The organism is Nocardia sp. AB354 (genome assembly GCF_049538315.1).
Taxonomy (GTDB): domain Bacteria; phylum Actinomycetota; class Actinomycetes; order Mycobacteriales; family Mycobacteriaceae; genus Nocardia; species Nocardia nova.
The window spans coordinates 114,894-129,973 of record NZ_JBMVFU010000012.1; the positions used below are offsets into that span (position 1 = coordinate 114,894).

The window sequence follows — 15,080 nt, forward strand, 5'->3', positions numbered from 1 at the left end:
GTGGTCGAACACACTCAGAAGGGTCGGCTGGTAGTACTGGTCGGCCCCTCGGCCGTCGGCAAGTCCACCGTGGTCCGTTGCGTCCGGGAACGGCTGCCGGAACTGGTGTTCAGTGTGTCGGCCACCACCCGGGCCCCCCGGCCCGGGGAGGTCGACGGCCGCGACTACCGGTTCGTGACCCGCGCCGACTTCGACGCCATGATCGAAGAAGGCGAACTACTCGAATGGGCCGACATTCACGGCGGCCTGCAACGGTCGGGAACCCCGGCCGCACCGGTGAAGGCGGCACTGGCCGCCGGGAAACCGGTCCTGGTGGAGGTGGACCTCGCCGGCGCCCGCTCGGTCCGAGCGGCGATGCCCGAGGCGCTGCTGGTCTTTCTGGCCCCGCCCAGCTGGGAGGAACTCGTGGCCCGGCTGACCGGCCGCGGCACCGAATCACCCGAGGTGATCGAGCGCCGGCTCGCCACCGCGAAGACCGAACTCGCCGCCTGTGACGAGTTCGACATCGTGATCGTGAACGACGACGTGACCACTGCCTGTGAGCAGTTGGTATCGTTGTTCGTTAGCACAAATTCGAGATGACCGCGGGCGATCCGCGAACTCCTCTCGAACAGCAACTCCCCATCGACCCGCAGGAGCCTCCCTAGTGAGCGACACCAAGACCGTGCCCGCCTACGACACCCCGGTCGGCCTCACCAACCCGCCGATCGACGAGTTGCTCGAGCGCACGTCGTCCAAGTACGCGCTGGTCATCTACGCGGCCAAGCGGGCGCGTCAGATCAACGACTACTACAACCAGCTCGGCGACGGCATCCTCGAGTACGTGGGTCCGCTGGTCGAGCCGGGCCTGCAGGAGAAGCCGCTCTCGGTCGCCATGCGCGAGATCCACTCCGACCTGCTCGAACACACCGAGGGCGAGTGACCCTGCGGTCGTAACCCGCTGTCTCTCCACCGGACCGAAGAGGCTTGATTCAGATGCGAATCGTTGTCGGCGTGGGCGGCGGGATCGCCGCCTACAAGGCGTGCTCGCTGGTGCGCAAGTTCACCGAGACCGGGCACCACGTCCGAGTCATTCCCACCGAGTCCGCGCTGCAGTTCGTCGGTAAGGCCACCTTCGAGGCACTGTCGGGCAATCCGGTGCAGACCGGGGTGTTCGCCGACGTGCCCGAGGTGCCGCATGTGCGCCTCGGCCAGGAGGCCGATCTGGTGGTCATCGCCCCGGCCACCGCCGATCTGATGGCGCGCGCCGCCTCCGGCCGCGCCGACGATCTGCTCACCGCCACACTGCTCACCGCCCGATGTCCGGTGCTGTTCGCTCCCGCGATGCATACCGAAATGTGGGAGCATCCGGCCACGATCGCGAATGTCGCCACGCTGCGCGCCCACGGTTCGACCGTGATGGAACCGGCCTCCGGGCGCCTCACCGGCGCCGACACCGGTCCGGGCCGGCTGCCCGAGCCGGAGGAGATCTTCGCGCTGGCCTCGCTGCTGCTCGAGCGCTCCGACGCGCTGCCGCGCGATCTGGAGGGCCGCCGCGTCGTCGTCTCCGCCGGTGGCACGCGCGAACCGCTGGATCCGGTCCGGTTCCTCGGCAACCGTAGTTCCGGCAAACAGGGCTATGCGATGGCCCGCGTGGCCGCTCAGCGCGGCGCCCAGGTCACCCTGATCGCCGGCAACACCATCGGCCTGGAGCCGCCCGCCGCGGTCGAGGTCGTGCACGTGACGACCGCCGAGCAGATGGGCACGGCCGTCGACAAGCACTCCGTGGGCGCCGACGCGGTCATCATGGCCGCCGCGGTCGCCGATTTCCGGCCGGTCAACGTGGCCGCCGCGAAAATTAAAAAGGGTGCGCACGAGCCGAATTCGATCGAACTGACCAAGAATCGCGACATCCTGGCCGGGCTGGTGCAGGCGCGCCGCGACGGGCAGCTCGGCGGCCTGGCGATCGTCGGTTTCGCCGCCGAGACCGGCGACGAACACGGCGACGTCCTGACCCACGCGCGGGCGAAACTGGCTCGTAAGGGTTGTGACCTGTTGGTGGTCAATGCCGTCGGCGAGGGTAAGGCGTTCGAAGTCGACAACAACGACGGCTGGCTGCTCGGCGCCGACGGCACCGAACAGTCGCTCGATCACGGTTCCAAGGCGCTGCTCGCCAGCCGGGTGCTCGATGCGCTGGGCCCACTGTTGCGTTGAGCCCCAAATGATTCGGCCGCGCCGCCGTGGTGGCGACGCGGTCCGCACAGCCGTGGCGGCCGCCGCGGAGGCCGAACGCCGGTGCTCCGCCCGGCCGTGGCAAGTTTGGAATAGTCTGAGGTAAAGGGTTGTGCGGTGACGCGATGCCGCTACTGTCGCATCCCGACATGAGAAACCCGTTGAGGGAGAGGGAACAACTGTGCGCACGTCCGGTAGCCGGCTATTCACGAGTGAGTCCGTCACAGAGGGTCACCCGGACAAGATCTGTGACGCGATCAGCGATTCCATCCTCGACGCGCTGCTCACCGAGGACCCGCACAGCCGGGTGGCGGTCGAGACCCTGGTGACCACCGGTCAGGTGCACGTCGCCGGTGAGGTCACCACCGAGGCCTATGCCGATATTCCGACCATCGTCCGCGAGAAGGTGCTCGAGATCGGTTACGATTCGTCGGCGAAGGGCTTCGACGGCGCCTCCTGCGGCGTGAACGTCGCCATCGGCGCGCAGTCGCCCGATATCGCCCAGGGTGTCGACCACTCGCACGAGGCGCGTGTCGGCGGCTCCGACGACGAGATCGAACGCCAGGGCGCCGGTGACCAGGGCCTGATGTTCGGGTACGCCACCAAGGAGACCCCCGAGCTGATGCCGCTGCCGATCGCGCTGGCGCACCGGCTCTCGCGGCGGCTGACCGAGGTCCGCAAGTCCGGCGTGCTGCCATACCTGCGCCCGGACGGCAAGACCCAGGTCACCATCGAATACGAGGGCGACCGTCCGGTCCGGCTGGACACGGTCGTGCTCTCGACCCAGCATGCGGCGGATATCGACCTGGACAACCTGCTCGCGCCCGATATCCGCGAGAAGGTCGTCGACGCGGTCCTGGCCGATCTGGAACTGCCCAACCCGCTCGACACCTCCGATATCCGGCTGCTGGTCAACCCCACCGGCAAGTTCGTCCTCGGCGGACCGATGGGCGATGCCGGCCTGACCGGGCGCAAGATCATCGTCGACACCTACGGCGGTATGGCCCGTCACGGTGGTGGCGCCTTCTCCGGTAAGGATCCGTCGAAGGTGGACCGCTCGGCGGCCTACGCCATGCGCTGGGTGGCCAAGAACGTCGTCGCCGCCGGCCTGTCCGACCGGGTCGAGGTCCAGGTGGCCTATGCGATCGGCAAGGCCGCCCCGGTGGGCCTGTTCGTCGAGACCTTCGGCACCGAGCAGGTCGGTCCGGCGCAGATCTCGAAGGCGATCAGCGAGGTCTTCGACCTGCGCCCGGGTGCGATCATCCGTGATCTGGATCTGCTGCGGCCGATCTACGCGCCGACCGCCGCCTACGGCCACTTCGGCCGCACCGACATCGACCTGCCGTGGGAGCGCACCGACCGCGCCGACAAACTGCGCGCGGCCGCCGGTCTCTGACCGGGTCCGCGCCTGCCGTGGCCGAAGCGGTAGCACCGACGGCGCCCTCCGTTCCGACGGAGGGCGCCGTTTGCATGCCCGGCTCGTCGTCCGCGGCGCCGCCATCCTCCGACATCCCCGAGGTTCCGGATATATCGCCGGAAGAGAAGACTCCCGACGTGGCCCGTGAATCACTCCCGGACCCGGAATCCGTTGCGGTGAAGGAGTTATCGCCGCATTCCGAACACGACACAGTGGAGCCGGCGTCGCTCGGCGAACAGGGTTCGGACGCGGTGGACGACGCGGATCCGCTGACCACGGCGAAGGGGGCCGGTGAAACCCGGCTCGACAAACCGATCGCCCGGGTGCTGCCGTTGCTCGAACCCGCCCATCTGGACCGCGATTTCGACTACTCGGTGCCGCAGGAGATGGATGAGCTCGCCCAGCCCGGGGTACGCGTGCGGGTGCGATTCTCCGGCCGCCTGGTCGACGGATACATCCTCGAAAGGCGCGCGCGCACCGAACATTCCGGAAAGATTCAGCCGCTGCAGCGGGTGGTGTCCGGCGAGCGCGTCCTCACCCCGGAGATCGTTCGCCTGGTATCGGCCGTGGCCGCCCGCTACGCCGGAACGCGGGCCGATGTACTGCGGCTGGCGATTCCGCCGCGGCATGCGCGCACCGAGGCGGCCGAACCGAAATCCGTTGATCTGCCCGAGATTCCGCTCGATTTCCCGGCCTGGTCGCACTACGTGCACGGCGGTTCGTTCCTGTCCGCGCTGCGCCGGGGCAGCGGCCCGCGCGCGGCCTGGCAGGCGATGCCCGGGGAGCAGTGGCCGCGCCGGCTCGCGGAATTGGCGGCCACCACGGTCGCGAGCGGGCGCAGTGCGATCGTGATGGTTCCGGATCAACGCGATCTGGACCGGGTCGTCGCGGAATGTGCTGCCCTGCTAGGGGATTCGGTGGTGGGCCTGTCGGCCGGACTGGGGCCCGCGGCCCGGTACCGGCGCTGGCTCGCGGTGCTGCGTGGCACGGCACGGGTCGTGGTCGGAACGCGCAGTGCGGTCTTCGCGCCGGCGCGGGAACTGGGCTTGATCGTGGTGTGGGACGACGGCGACGACACCTATGCCGAACCGCGCGCACCTTATCCGCACGCCCGCGAGGTCGCGATGCTGCGTGCCCACGACACCGGCGCGGCCTTCGTGGTGGCCGGGTTCGCGCGGACCGCGGAGGCGCAGGCCATCGTCGAATCCGGATGGGCGCACGACCTGATCGCCGACCGGAAGACGTTGCGCGCCGGCACTCCTCGAATCCATGCGCCGGGCGACAGCGATATCGCCTTGGAGCGCGATCCGATGGCGCGCGCGATCCGCATCCCCGGCACCGCCTTCGCCGCGGCGCGCCGGGCCTTGGCAGCCGGTGACCCGGTGCTGGTGCAGGTCCCACGGCGCGGATACGTTCCGGCGCTGGCGTGCGCGACATGCCGCACCCCGGCCCGCTGCCGGCACTGCAACGGCCCGCTCTCGCTGCCGGAGAGCGGTACCTGGGGCAGGCGAGACGCCCGGCGGGCCGTCGATTCCCGGGCCGGGGCACAGTCCCGGCGTGGATCGACGCGGTCGGCCGATGATGCGACGGCGGCCGGCCGAGCCGGCGAGACATCCGTCGAGGATCATCGAGCGGAACATACCGGCCCGCGGCATCCGGAGCCCGCACGCTCGGACACGGCTGCGGGCGAACGCCGACCCGCGGCAGTTCCCTTGGGCAGCAAGGGTTCCGGCGATATCGCCCAGAGCCCGAGCTGTCGCTGGTGCGGCAAGGTGGAACCGGCCTTCCGGTGCGGCGCGTGCGGTTCCCGGGTACTGCGGGCGGTGGTGATCGGCGCCCAGCGCACCGCGGAGGAATTGGGCCGTGCCTTTCCCGGGGTGCCGATCCGGGGTTCCGGCGGCGCCGCCGTGCTGGATTTGGTTCCGGAGGGCCCCCAGGTGGTGGTCGCGACCATCGGAGCCGAACCCGACGTGCCGGGTGGGTACGCGGTGGCGCTGCTGCTCGACGGCTGGGCGCTGCTCGGCCGCGCGGACCTGCGTGCCGCCGAGGACGCGCTGCGGCGCTGGATGTCGGCCGCCGCCCTGGTCCGCCCCGCGGGTGAGGTGCTCGTGATGGCCGAACCGTCGCTGCCGACCGTGCAGGCACTGGTGCGCTGGGATCCGATCGGCCACGCCCGCCACGAACTCGCCGCTCGCACCGAGGTTCGCTTCCCGCCCGCGGTGCGCCTGGCCGCCGTCGACGGCACGACCGCCACCATCGGCGAACTCCTCGGTGAGACGGCACTACCGGACGGTGTCGAGGTGCTGGGCCCGGTGCCGCTGCCGCCCGGCGCCCGCACGCCGTTCTCCGGCGATGCGGCGCCCGCCGAGGTCGAACGGATGATTCTCCGGGTCGACCGGCGAGCGGGCTCGGAGTTGTCGCGCTCGCTGGCCGCCGCCCTCGCAGTGCGCAGCAGTCATCGCTCGGACGGTCCGTTGCGGGTACAGATCGATCCGGTCGACATCGGCTGACGCACAAGCGAATTCGGTGTGCCCGGGCCAGGGGCACGGGGTGATGTTCAGCGGAACATGTCGATATTGCGTCGTGCCCACGCCGAGAAGGGCCGCGGTGCACGGCCGAGGACCGCCTCGACATCGTCGCTGACCCGCAGTTCCTCGGGCGTCGGCGCACCGATGATCGCCAGGGTCGTCTCGGCGGCGTCGGCGGGCATCACGGTGAGCAGTTGCGCGCGCGCCTGCTCGGCTGTCTGCTCGACGAAACGCACCGGCTCGCCGAGCGTTTCGGCCAGGGCCCGCGCCCGATCGCGCGGAGATTCGGGCGCGGGACCGGTCAGCACGTAGGTCCGTCCGGTGTGACCGGCCTCGCGCAGGGCGGTGGCGGCCACGGCGGCGATATCGTCGGGGTCCACGAAGGGGATCGCGACATCACCGAACGGCGCGGTGACCGTCCGCTGCGTGCGTACCGCGTCCGCCCACATCGCTACGTTCGATTGAAAACCGCTCGGCCGCAATATGGTCCATTCCAGTCCCGAGTTCTGGACGGCAACTTCGACCTGCTTTCCGAACTGTCCGTGCGAGGCGCTGTCGGGCCGGGTTCCGACGCCCTGTGACGACAACAGGACGATTCGCCGCACACCCGCATCGCGTGCCGCGGTCAGCACTCCCGGCACATCTGCGGCCAGCGATCCCGGCGCGAGTAGCAGGAACAGCTGTTCCGCGCCATCGAGGGCCGCCGCGACCTCGCCCGTATTCGTCAGATCGGCCGCAACGTGCCGCACGCCGTGGGGGAGGTCGTCGGGACGGCGGCGGGATACGGCAGTCACCTTCTCGCCGGCTTCGGCGAGCATCCGCACCAACGGTCGTCCGACGTTGCCGGTCGCTCCGGTTACCACAATCATCTTCGCTCCTGAGTTAGTTGACTGACTAACAGGACGGTACGGCATGAGCTTCGATGTGTATATAGTCAGTTGTGTGACTAACTCAGTCGACAGCAAGCGGTCCGGCGGTAAGCGGGAACGGCTCGCCGCCGCGGCCGCCGAGGTCTTCCACCGGCAGGGGGTGGAGAAGACGACGATCGCCGACATCGCCCGGGCTGCCGAGGTGCCGGTCGGCAACGTGTACTACTACTTCAAGACCAAGGATCAGCTGATCCAGGCGGCAATCGGGGCTCACGCCCACAGCCTGGAGGGCTTCCTTGCCGAACTCGACCGGGAAGCCCGGCCGGCCGATCGGCTGCGGGCGTTGATCCGGTCCTGGGTCGACCGGCGCGATGTCGCGGCCCGATACGGATGTCCGTCCGGCACTCTGGCCACCGAACTCGACAAACGCTCCGACGGTCTGGAGCGTGAGCTGGCCGAGGTGATGGGCGTCCTGCTGGACTGGGTGCAGCGGCAATTCGAGCAGATGGGCCGCACCGATGCGCGCGAACTGGCCGTCGCGCTGATCGCCTCCTATCAAGGAATCTCCTTGCTCACCAACACTTTTCGTGATCCGGAGCTGATGCGCGCGGAGGGCGACCGGCTGGAGCGTTGGATCGGTTCGCTCGCCGCCTGAGCCACCGCACCCGCTGTGGTGCGTTCCATACTTGTCAAAGATGCATTGCCGATATATCGTTGATTGCGTCAACGTAAGACGATGCCCGAGGAGGCAATCATGGAACGCATGGAGAACATGGACAGGTTCGGTCGAGGCCGCCGTCGCGGACCCCGGCCGGACCCGCAGGAACGCGGCGGACACGAACAGTTCCGTCGCCACCCGCGCGGACACGGCTTCGGGCCGTTCGGTCCGGATTTCGGACCCGGATTCGGTCCGGGCGGCCATGTCGGTCGCGGTCGCGGCCGTGGTGGACGCGGACGGCGCGGAGATGTCCGCGCGGCGATTCTGCTGCTGGTGCAGGAACGTCCGATGCACGGCTACGAGCTGATCCAGCAGATCCGCGAGCGCAGCGACGACATCTGGCGGCCCAGCCCCGGCTCGATCTACCCGGCACTGTCCCAGCTCGAGGACGAGGGCCTGGTGATCATCGAGAAGGTGGCCGGTCGCAAAACCGCCAAACTCACCGACGCGGGCGCCGAGTACGTCACCGAACATCGCGACGAACTGGGCGATCCCTGGCAGGACGTCCGCGAGGGCGTCGGCGACCAGGCGCTGGACCTGCGCGAACTGGTCGGCCAGCTGATGGGTGCGGTCGGGCAGGTCGCCCGCGCCGGCACTCCGGAACAGGCCGGTAAGGCGGCCGAGGTCCTCACCGAGGCCCGGCGCTCGATCTACCGGATCCTCGCCGACGACGACACCACCGCGGCCGAGTGAAACGAATACCGTTGGCCCGTCGCATGTACCGGTCCGGACGGCGCACAATCGGAATATGGGACGAGGTCGGAAACATCGAGACGGGGGCCTCGCCTGGCGTAGGGCGTTCGCGGCGGTGGCGACGTGCGGGGCGGTGTTCGGCGGCAGCGCGAATGTCTGGGCCGAACCTCCCGCATCGCCGCCGCCGGACACCCGCCCGGTGGTGGTCCCGACCGAATGGGGACCACCGCAGGGCAACCATCTCACCGCCTCGCGCTATCTGAAAGCGCACCCCGGCGCAACGCCATGGGGCACCAACGATTTCAGCTGCCGGCCCAGCGCCCGGCATCCGCGCCCGGTCATCCTGGCCCACGGGACCGACGCCACCGCCTATACCGACTGGGGCGGTATCGGCCCGCAACTCGTCGCCGCGGGCTTCTGCGTCTTCGCCCCGGACTACGGGGGCAAACCGGATGCGACCAGTTACGGCACCGAGGATCTGTGGGCATCATCGCGACAGTTCGGCGCCTTCGTCGACCGGGTCCTGTCGGCCACCGGCGCAGACAAGGTCGACCTGGTCGGATTTTCCCAGGGCGCCAACATCACTCGGTACTACATCGACAAGCTCGGCGGGGCTCCCGAGGTCGATCAGTGGATCGGGCTCGCCTCGCCCAGCTACGGCGGCCAGATGTACGGGCTGGTTCCGCTCGCCGATGCCGTGCCGAATCTGTGGACCGCCTATCGGCAGGTCACCTCGCTCGCCGCCGTTCAGCAGGCCCAGGGCTCGCCGTTCATACGCGAACTCAACGCGGGCGGCGACACGGTCCCCGGTGTGCGGTACACCACGGTCGGCAGCCGCGTCGACGAGATGATCCAGCCCTACACCAATATCGCCCTGACCGGTCCGGGTGCGCGCAACATCGTGCTCCAGGATCTGTGCCCGATCGACCTGACCGGGCATTTCCACATGGTGTACGACCCGTTCGTCCAGCAACTCCTGCTCACTCTGCTCGCCCCCGAGCAAGCACCGCTGCCGCACTGCGCCTACGTGCCGCTGGGCACCGGAATCGGTGAGGTGATCCTGGGCGCGCATTCCTGACGAAACGGATTTCCGGCCGCCCGTAAAATGGGGCGACCGCAATGTCGTCTCGCCCGGGAGTGTGCCTGTGACAATCCAGCCCGTTCGCCTGTTCGGCGATCCCGTCCTGCGCGCCCGCGCGGACGAGGTCGACGCCTTCGACAGGGAACTCGAGCAGCTGGTCACCGACCTCACCGACACCATGCACGCCAGTCGCGGCGTCGGCATGGCCGCCCCGCAGATCGGGGTCGGCCTGCGGGTGTTCGTCTACGACACCGGCGATGCCGCCGGACACGTGGTGAATCCGGTCTTCGAGGTCCTCGGGACCGACGAGCAGACCGGACCGGAGGGCTGCCTGTCGATTCCGGGGCTGCGCTACGACGTGACCCGTGCCCACCGCGTGGTGGCGCGCGGGCTCGACAGGCATGGTGAGCCGGTGAAATTCGAGGCCGAGGGGCTGCTCGCGCGCTGCGTGCAGCACGAAACCGATCATCTCGACGGCGTGCTGTATCTGCAGCGGCTGGAACCGGCCACCCGCAAACAGGCCATGCGCGCGGTGCGGGAATCGGAGTGGTTCGCCGCCGGTAAGACGGTGATGTCGGCGGCCGAGGTCGCCGGCAGCCGTCCCGAGTCCGGGCGGGGCGAGTAGATGCGCCTGGTGTTCGCGGGGACTCCCGAACCGGCCGTTCCGTCCCTGCGGCGGCTCATCGAATCCGAGCGCCACGAGGTGGTGGCGGTGGTGACGAGGCCGGATGCGGTGGCCGGGCGCGGTCGCAAGGTCACGCGCTCGCCGATCGGGCTGCTGGCCGACGAATACGGCATTCCGGTGCTGATCCCGCGCAAACCCTCGGAGCCGGAATTCGTTGCGGCACTGACGGATCTGTCGCCCGACTGCTGTCCGGTGGTCGCGTACGGCGCGTTGCTGCCGCGGGTGGTGCTCGACATCCCGCGGCACGGCTGGGTCAATCTGCACTTCTCGCTGCTGCCCGCGTGGCGTGGCGCGGCGCCGGTGCAGGCGGCGGTCCTGGCCGGCGACGAAATCACCGGTGCCTCGACCTTCCGTATCGAGGAGGGATTGGACACGGGGCCGGTCTACGGCGTGGTCACCGAACGCATCGGCATCACCGACACCGCCGGATCCCTGTTGGAGCGGCTGTCGATCTCCGGTGCGCAGCTGCTCGAATCCACCCTCGACGGCATCGAGGACGGCACCGTACAGGCCGTGCCGCAATCCGGCGAGGGCATCTCCTATGCGCCCAAGGTGGAGGCCGACGAAGGCCACATCCGCTGGGATCAACCGGCGCTGGCGGTCGGCCGCCGGATTCGCGCCGTTACGCCGGCGCCGGGCGCGTGGACCCAGATCGACGGTAAGCGACTGAAACTCGGGCCGGTCGAACTGGTCGAGGACCAACTGCCCGAGCGGGTGATCGAGGTGCGCAAATCCGGTGTCTACATCGGCACCGCCACCACGGCCGTGCGCTTGGATCAGGTGCAACCCCAGGGCAAGCGGATGATGCCGGCCCTGGACTGGGCCCGCGGTGCCCGCCTGCAGCCCGGCGCGGTGGTCGAGTGACCGGCCCACGTCGAGGAGGCGAACGACCCGACCGCGACGGCCGGACGGCCGACGATGCGCGCCGAGGAAAAGGCCGGGCGGACAACGGCTCTCGGCAGCACGGCGACGCGGGGAGAAGTTCGGGCAGCCATGGCGGTGACGCCCCTCGGGCTCGTCGGGGCGAGGGGCGCGATTCGTCGGACGACCGCGGCCGCCGCTCCGGTGCGAGTGGTGCTCGCGATGCCGGGCGCGCCGACGCCGGATCCGGACGAGCCCACGGTGCCGCCCCCGGAAGGACCGGCGGTGATGCGTCGAAACGGGCCTCCGAGAAGAGATCGGCAAGGAAATCCGCTGCGGGGCAGCAGAAGTCGTCGCGACCAGAAGCCGGCTCCGGTTCCGCGCGCCGGACCGGTGGCTCCGCAGCCCGGACTCGAGGACGCCGTGGTGTGGTGGGTGACGCTCCACGGCTCGTCGCCCGGGACGTGCTCCGGGCGGTTCGCGAGCGTGACGCCTACGCGAATCTCGTGCTGCCCGTCCTGCTGCGGGAATACGGATTGTCCGGGCGCGATGCGGCTTTCGCGACCGAGCTCGCCTACGGATCCTGCCGGGCGATGGGGGTCCTCGACGCCGTGATCGCCGACTGCGCGGGACGTCCCATCACCGAGATCGACGGCCCGCTGCTCGACGTCCTGCGCTTGGGCGTCTATCAACTGCTGCGGACCCGAGTGGGATCACACGCCGCGGTGGATACGTCGGTCGATCTGGTGCGTACCGAATCCGGCAGCGGTAAAGCCGGTTTCGTGAACGCGGTGCTGCGCCGAGCCGCTGCGCGGACACCGGAGCAGTGGGTCGAGGATCTGGCGCCCGCGGATCCGATCGGCCGCATGGCATTCGAATTCGGGCATCCGGTCTGGATCGCGCAGGCCTTCGCCGACGCGCTCGGTGCGCGGGCGGGGGAGCTGCGCGATCTGCTCGCCGCCGACGACCAGCGGCCGATCGTCCACCTGGTGGCACGGCCCGGCGATATCACCGCCGAGGAATTGGCCCTGGTCAGTGGCGGTGAGGAAGGGCGTTGGTCACCGTATGCGGTGTACCTGGACAGTGGCGATCCGGGGCAGCTGGAAGCGGTGCGCGAGGGAATGGCCGCCGTGCAGGACGAGGGCAGCCAGCTCGTCGCATTGTCGCTGACCCGGGCGCCACTGCTGGGCGAGGACGGCGGGCGCTGGCTCGATCTGTGCGCCGGCCCGGGCGGTAAGACCGCGCTGCTCGGCGCCCTGGCCGATATCGATCGGTATCGGGTGGATGCCGTCGAACCCGCCGAACACCGAGCCGATCTGGTGCGCAAGGCGACTCGCGGCCTCCCGGTCACCGTCCATGTGGTCGACGGCCGCGACTCCGGGCTGGAACCCGGCTACGACCGCATCCTGGTCGACGCACCGTGCACCGGACTGGGCGCGCTGCGCAGGCGACCGGAGGCGAGGTGGCGGCGCACCCCGGCCGATGTGCGCGACCTGACCACCCTGCAGAGCCAATTGCTCACCGCCGCATGGGATCTGCTGCGTCCGGGCGGGGTGGTGGTGTATTCCACCTGTTCCCCGCACCTGCCCGAAACCGTCTCCGTCGTCTCCGATTTCGTCCGCCGCTCGAACGCCGAACAACTCGACACCCGAACGCTGCTGCCGGGCGTCACCGATATCGGCGACGGTCACGCCGTCCAGCTCTGGCCGCACCGCCACGGCACCGACGCCATGTTCATGGCCGCGCTGCGCAAACCGCTCTGACACCGCGGGCCGCTCAGCCCGCGAGAACCGCACCGGCGAGGGCGACGCCGGCCACCCAGACAGTCGACAGGAGCGCCAGGATCAGCGGGCGTGGCCCGACTCGGCGCAGGGCGGCCAGGCGTACGCCCGCGCCGAGGGCGAACATGGCGGCGGTGAGCAGAGCGGTCTGAAGCAGTTTGGCCGTGGCGAGTGCCGATTCCGGCAGGAGCCCGGTGGTGCGCAGTGCGGCGCAGGCCAGGAAGGCCACGACGAACAGCGGAATCAGGGGCGGCCTGCGGGTGCCGGGCGCGGCGTCCTCGCGCCGCCGGACCTGCCAGCCGATCACCGCCAGTACCGGTGCCAGCAACACCACGCGCGCGAGTTTCACCACGACCGCGACGGTCAGTGCGGCACCGCCGATGGCGCCTCCGGTCGCGACGACCTGTGCCACCTCGTGCACGGCGCCTCCGGCCCAGATCCCGGCGGTGCGATCGTCGAGGCCCAGCACGCTCGACAGCAGGGGCAGCGCGCCGATCATGATCGTGCCGAAAACGACCACGAGGGCGATCGCGGTGAGCACTTCCTCGTCCTCGGCGTCGACCACGCCGTCCACCGCCGCCGCGGCGGCCGCACCGCAGATGGAGAATCCGCACGCGATCAGCAGTCGCTGGGTCCAGCTCAGACCCAGCAGCCGGCCCATGAACATCGTGCCGCCGATTCCGAGGGCGACGATCGCGACGACCACCGCGATCACCGCGGGCCCGAGCCCGAGGATGTCGGCGAAGGTCAGCTGCAGACCGAGCAGCGCGACGCCGATACGCAGCAGCCGCTTCGCCGAGAACTGCAACCCCGGCTGCACCCGCTGCGGCAAGGGAACGCAATTGGCGAGGACCGCCCCGACGACGATGGCGAGCAGTAGCGGACTGACCGTCGGCGTGAACTGGGCGATGCCCAGCACGAGAGCTGTGATCGCGACGGTCAGGGCCAATCCGGGGACGATGCCGGCCCCGGCCGGCGCACCCGGCCGCTGGGCTCGCCCCGCGAATCCGGTCGGTCCGAGCCACGCTCGCCGGCGGCGTCGTGACGTGCGGGCCGAGGTCTGCGTGCCGGAGGATTCGATGCCGCGCTGCGGACCGGCCGCGCGGTCGGTATCTCCGGTTCGGTCCGGCGCGCCGGGCCCGGTGCTACCAGGCGCTTCGTCGGCGGACCCGGCCGCTCGCGAGGAATCCAGACTTGTCATGACGACAACGGTCTCGCGAATCGGTGCGGTCCGGTAGCGGCCGAAACGGCATCGGACTCATATCGTAGCGATATGGGCTGTGTCCGATGCATATGATTACGGTATGGCCGATATTCGCCCCGACCTGGGTTTCCTGGAGCTGCTGGTCGCCATCGACGACCACGGCAGTCTCGGCGCCGCCGCACGCTCGATCGGCATGGCACAACCGAACGCCAGCCGCGCGGTGCGGCAGTGGGAGCATCGGCTGGGCCTCGCCCTGCTGCGGCGCTCACCGCGCGGCTCCACGCTCACTCCGGCGGGGACCGTCGTCGTGCACTGGGCGCGCGAGGTGCTGGCGGATGTGGACCGGCTACTCGATGCCGCCGCCGCGCTGCGCACCGATCAGGAGGCCGAACTCACCGTCGCTGCCAGCATGACGGTCGCGGAATGTCTGCTGCCGGGGTGGCTCGGCGCGTTCCGCCGCGGCCATCCGGATGTGAAAGTCCATCTCCAGGTGCATAATTCGCGACAAGTGTGCGATCGGCTGGTGGCGGGGGAATGCGATCTGGGATTCGTCGAATCGCCGGCCGTGCCCGAGGGATTGCCGCATGTGACCGTGGCGCACGATCGTCTGCTCGTCGTGGTCGATCCCGGGCATCCGTGGGCGCGGCGCCGCATCCCGCTCACCGTCGCCGAACTGGCCGCGACACCGCTGGTCGTACGTGAACCCGGTTCCGGTACCCGCAGCACGCTCGATGTCGCATTGGCCGAATATCCGCGTGCCGAACCGCTTCTGGAGCTCGGCAGCGCCGCGGCCATCCGCACCAGCGTGCTCGGCGGCGTGGGACCCGCGGTCCTCAGCACCCTCGCGGTCGGCGATCAGCTCGAGCGCGGCGAACTGCGCGCGGTCGCCGTCGAGGGCCTGGACCTGCGGCGCACCCTGCGCGCGGTGTGGCGTCCACCGCGCAAACTCGGCGGCCCGGCCGGGCAACTGGTGTCGGCCATCGTGCACACCCAGCGCGCCGCGCCACCGCGAACGCCCGCTCCGGCGTAACC

14 protein-coding genes are annotated in these 15,080 nt (G+C 69.9%); 12 read left to right on the plus strand and 2 right to left on the minus strand.

Annotated features, from left to right (window positions below):
- The 5 genes from gmk (at position 1) to ACPCUW_RS19165 (ending at position 6,138) form a co-directional block, all read left to right on the plus strand.
- The gene (gene gmk / locus ACPCUW_RS19145; protein ID WP_063013381.1) at positions 1–582 is read left to right on the plus strand and encodes a guanylate kinase; all 582 of its coding nucleotides are present in this window, start codon (positions 1–3) and stop codon (positions 580–582) included.
- A gap of 64 nt (positions 583–646) precedes the next feature.
- Positions 647–922 (plus strand): DNA-directed RNA polymerase subunit omega, encoded by a 276-nt coding sequence (gene rpoZ / locus ACPCUW_RS19150; protein ID WP_025350704.1) that lies wholly within the window; start codon positions 647–649, stop codon positions 920–922.
- Positions 923–975: 53 nt separating this feature from the next.
- Positions 976–2,193, plus strand: a complete 1,218-nt coding sequence (coaBC, locus tag ACPCUW_RS19155) for a bifunctional phosphopantothenoylcysteine decarboxylase/phosphopantothenate--cysteine ligase CoaBC (protein ID WP_423426230.1) — start codon at positions 976–978, stop codon at positions 2,191–2,193.
- 199 nt (positions 2,194–2,392) lie between these two features.
- A complete protein-coding gene (gene metK / locus ACPCUW_RS19160) occupies positions 2,393–3,607 on the plus strand; it encodes a methionine adenosyltransferase (RefSeq protein ID WP_063013377.1) in 1,215 nt (404 codons plus the stop codon).
- Positions 3,608–3,681: 74 nt separating this feature from the next.
- Positions 3,682–6,138, plus strand: coding sequence for a primosomal protein N' (locus ACPCUW_RS19165; protein WP_423426232.1), 2,457 nt, complete (start codon positions 3,682–3,684; stop codon positions 6,136–6,138).
- A 47-nt stretch (positions 6,139–6,185) separates the two neighbouring features.
- Here the strand turns inward: ACPCUW_RS19165 and ACPCUW_RS19170 are convergent, their stop codons facing one another.
- On the minus strand, positions 6,186–7,025 hold the full coding sequence (locus tag ACPCUW_RS19170; protein ID WP_423426234.1) for an NAD(P)H-binding protein: 840 nt from the start codon (positions 7,023–7,025) through the stop codon (positions 6,186–6,188).
- A 73-nt stretch (positions 7,026–7,098) separates the two neighbouring features.
- Between ACPCUW_RS19170 and ACPCUW_RS19175 the strand changes: the two genes are divergently transcribed.
- The 6 genes from ACPCUW_RS19175 (at position 7,099) to ACPCUW_RS19200 (ending at position 12,826) form a co-directional block, all read left to right on the plus strand.
- Positions 7,099–7,680 (plus strand): TetR/AcrR family transcriptional regulator, encoded by a 582-nt coding sequence (locus tag ACPCUW_RS19175; RefSeq protein WP_423426235.1) that lies wholly within the window; start codon positions 7,099–7,101, stop codon positions 7,678–7,680.
- 99 nt (positions 7,681–7,779) lie between these two features.
- Positions 7,780–8,436 (plus strand): PadR family transcriptional regulator, encoded by a 657-nt coding sequence (locus ACPCUW_RS19180; RefSeq protein WP_369817501.1) that lies wholly within the window; start codon positions 7,780–7,782, stop codon positions 8,434–8,436.
- A 55-nt stretch (positions 8,437–8,491) separates the two neighbouring features.
- A complete protein-coding gene (locus tag ACPCUW_RS19185; RefSeq protein ID WP_423426236.1) occupies positions 8,492–9,514 on the plus strand; it encodes an esterase/lipase family protein in 1,023 nt (340 codons plus the stop codon).
- 67 nt (positions 9,515–9,581) lie between these two features.
- Positions 9,582–10,142, plus strand: coding sequence for a peptide deformylase (gene def / locus ACPCUW_RS19190; protein ID WP_036523470.1), 561 nt, complete (start codon positions 9,582–9,584; stop codon positions 10,140–10,142).
- The gene (fmt, locus tag ACPCUW_RS19195; protein ID WP_423426238.1) at positions 10,143–11,066 is read left to right on the plus strand and encodes a methionyl-tRNA formyltransferase; all 924 of its coding nucleotides are present in this window, start codon (positions 10,143–10,145) and stop codon (positions 11,064–11,066) included.
- 428 nt (positions 11,067–11,494) lie between these two features.
- On the plus strand, positions 11,495–12,826 hold the full coding sequence (locus ACPCUW_RS19200) for an RsmB/NOP family class I SAM-dependent RNA methyltransferase (protein WP_423426240.1): 1,332 nt from the start codon (positions 11,495–11,497) through the stop codon (positions 12,824–12,826).
- A gap of 13 nt (positions 12,827–12,839) precedes the next feature.
- Here the strand turns inward: ACPCUW_RS19200 and ACPCUW_RS19205 are convergent, their stop codons facing one another.
- The gene (locus tag ACPCUW_RS19205; protein ID WP_082976879.1) at positions 12,840–14,045 is read right to left on the minus strand and encodes a YeiH family protein; all 1,206 of its coding nucleotides are present in this window, start codon (positions 14,043–14,045) and stop codon (positions 12,840–12,842) included.
- Positions 14,046–14,148: 103 nt separating this feature from the next.
- Here ACPCUW_RS19205 and ACPCUW_RS19210 point away from each other — a divergent pair, with 103 nt between their 5' ends.
- On the plus strand, positions 14,149–15,078 hold the full coding sequence (locus ACPCUW_RS19210) for a LysR family transcriptional regulator (protein WP_423426241.1): 930 nt from the start codon (positions 14,149–14,151) through the stop codon (positions 15,076–15,078).
- Positions 15,079–15,080 lie beyond the last annotated feature (2 nt).

Bases quoted from the DNA above. Each gene is read 5' to 3' on its own strand.
- coaBC (WP_423426230.1), top strand. From the start codon at position 976: ATGCGAATCGTTGTCGGCGTGGGCGGCGGGATCGCCGCCTACAAGGCG.
- ACPCUW_RS19165 (WP_423426232.1), top strand. From the start codon at position 3,682: ATGCCCGGCTCGTCGTCCGCGGCGCCGCCATCCTCCGACATCCCCGAG.
- ACPCUW_RS19170 (WP_423426234.1), bottom strand. From the start codon at position 7,025: ATGATTGTGGTAACCGGAGCGACCGGCAACGTCGGACGACCGTTGGTG.
- ACPCUW_RS19180 (WP_369817501.1), top strand. From the start codon at position 7,780: ATGGAACGCATGGAGAACATGGACAGGTTCGGTCGAGGCCGCCGTCGC.
- ACPCUW_RS19185 (WP_423426236.1), top strand. From the start codon at position 8,492: ATGGGACGAGGTCGGAAACATCGAGACGGGGGCCTCGCCTGGCGTAGG.
- fmt (WP_423426238.1), top strand. From the start codon at position 10,143: ATGCGCCTGGTGTTCGCGGGGACTCCCGAACCGGCCGTTCCGTCCCTG.
- ACPCUW_RS19205 (WP_082976879.1), bottom strand. From the start codon at position 14,045: ATGACAAGTCTGGATTCCTCGCGAGCGGCCGGGTCCGCCGACGAAGCG.
- ACPCUW_RS19210 (WP_423426241.1), top strand. From the start codon at position 14,149: ATGGCCGATATTCGCCCCGACCTGGGTTTCCTGGAGCTGCTGGTCGCC.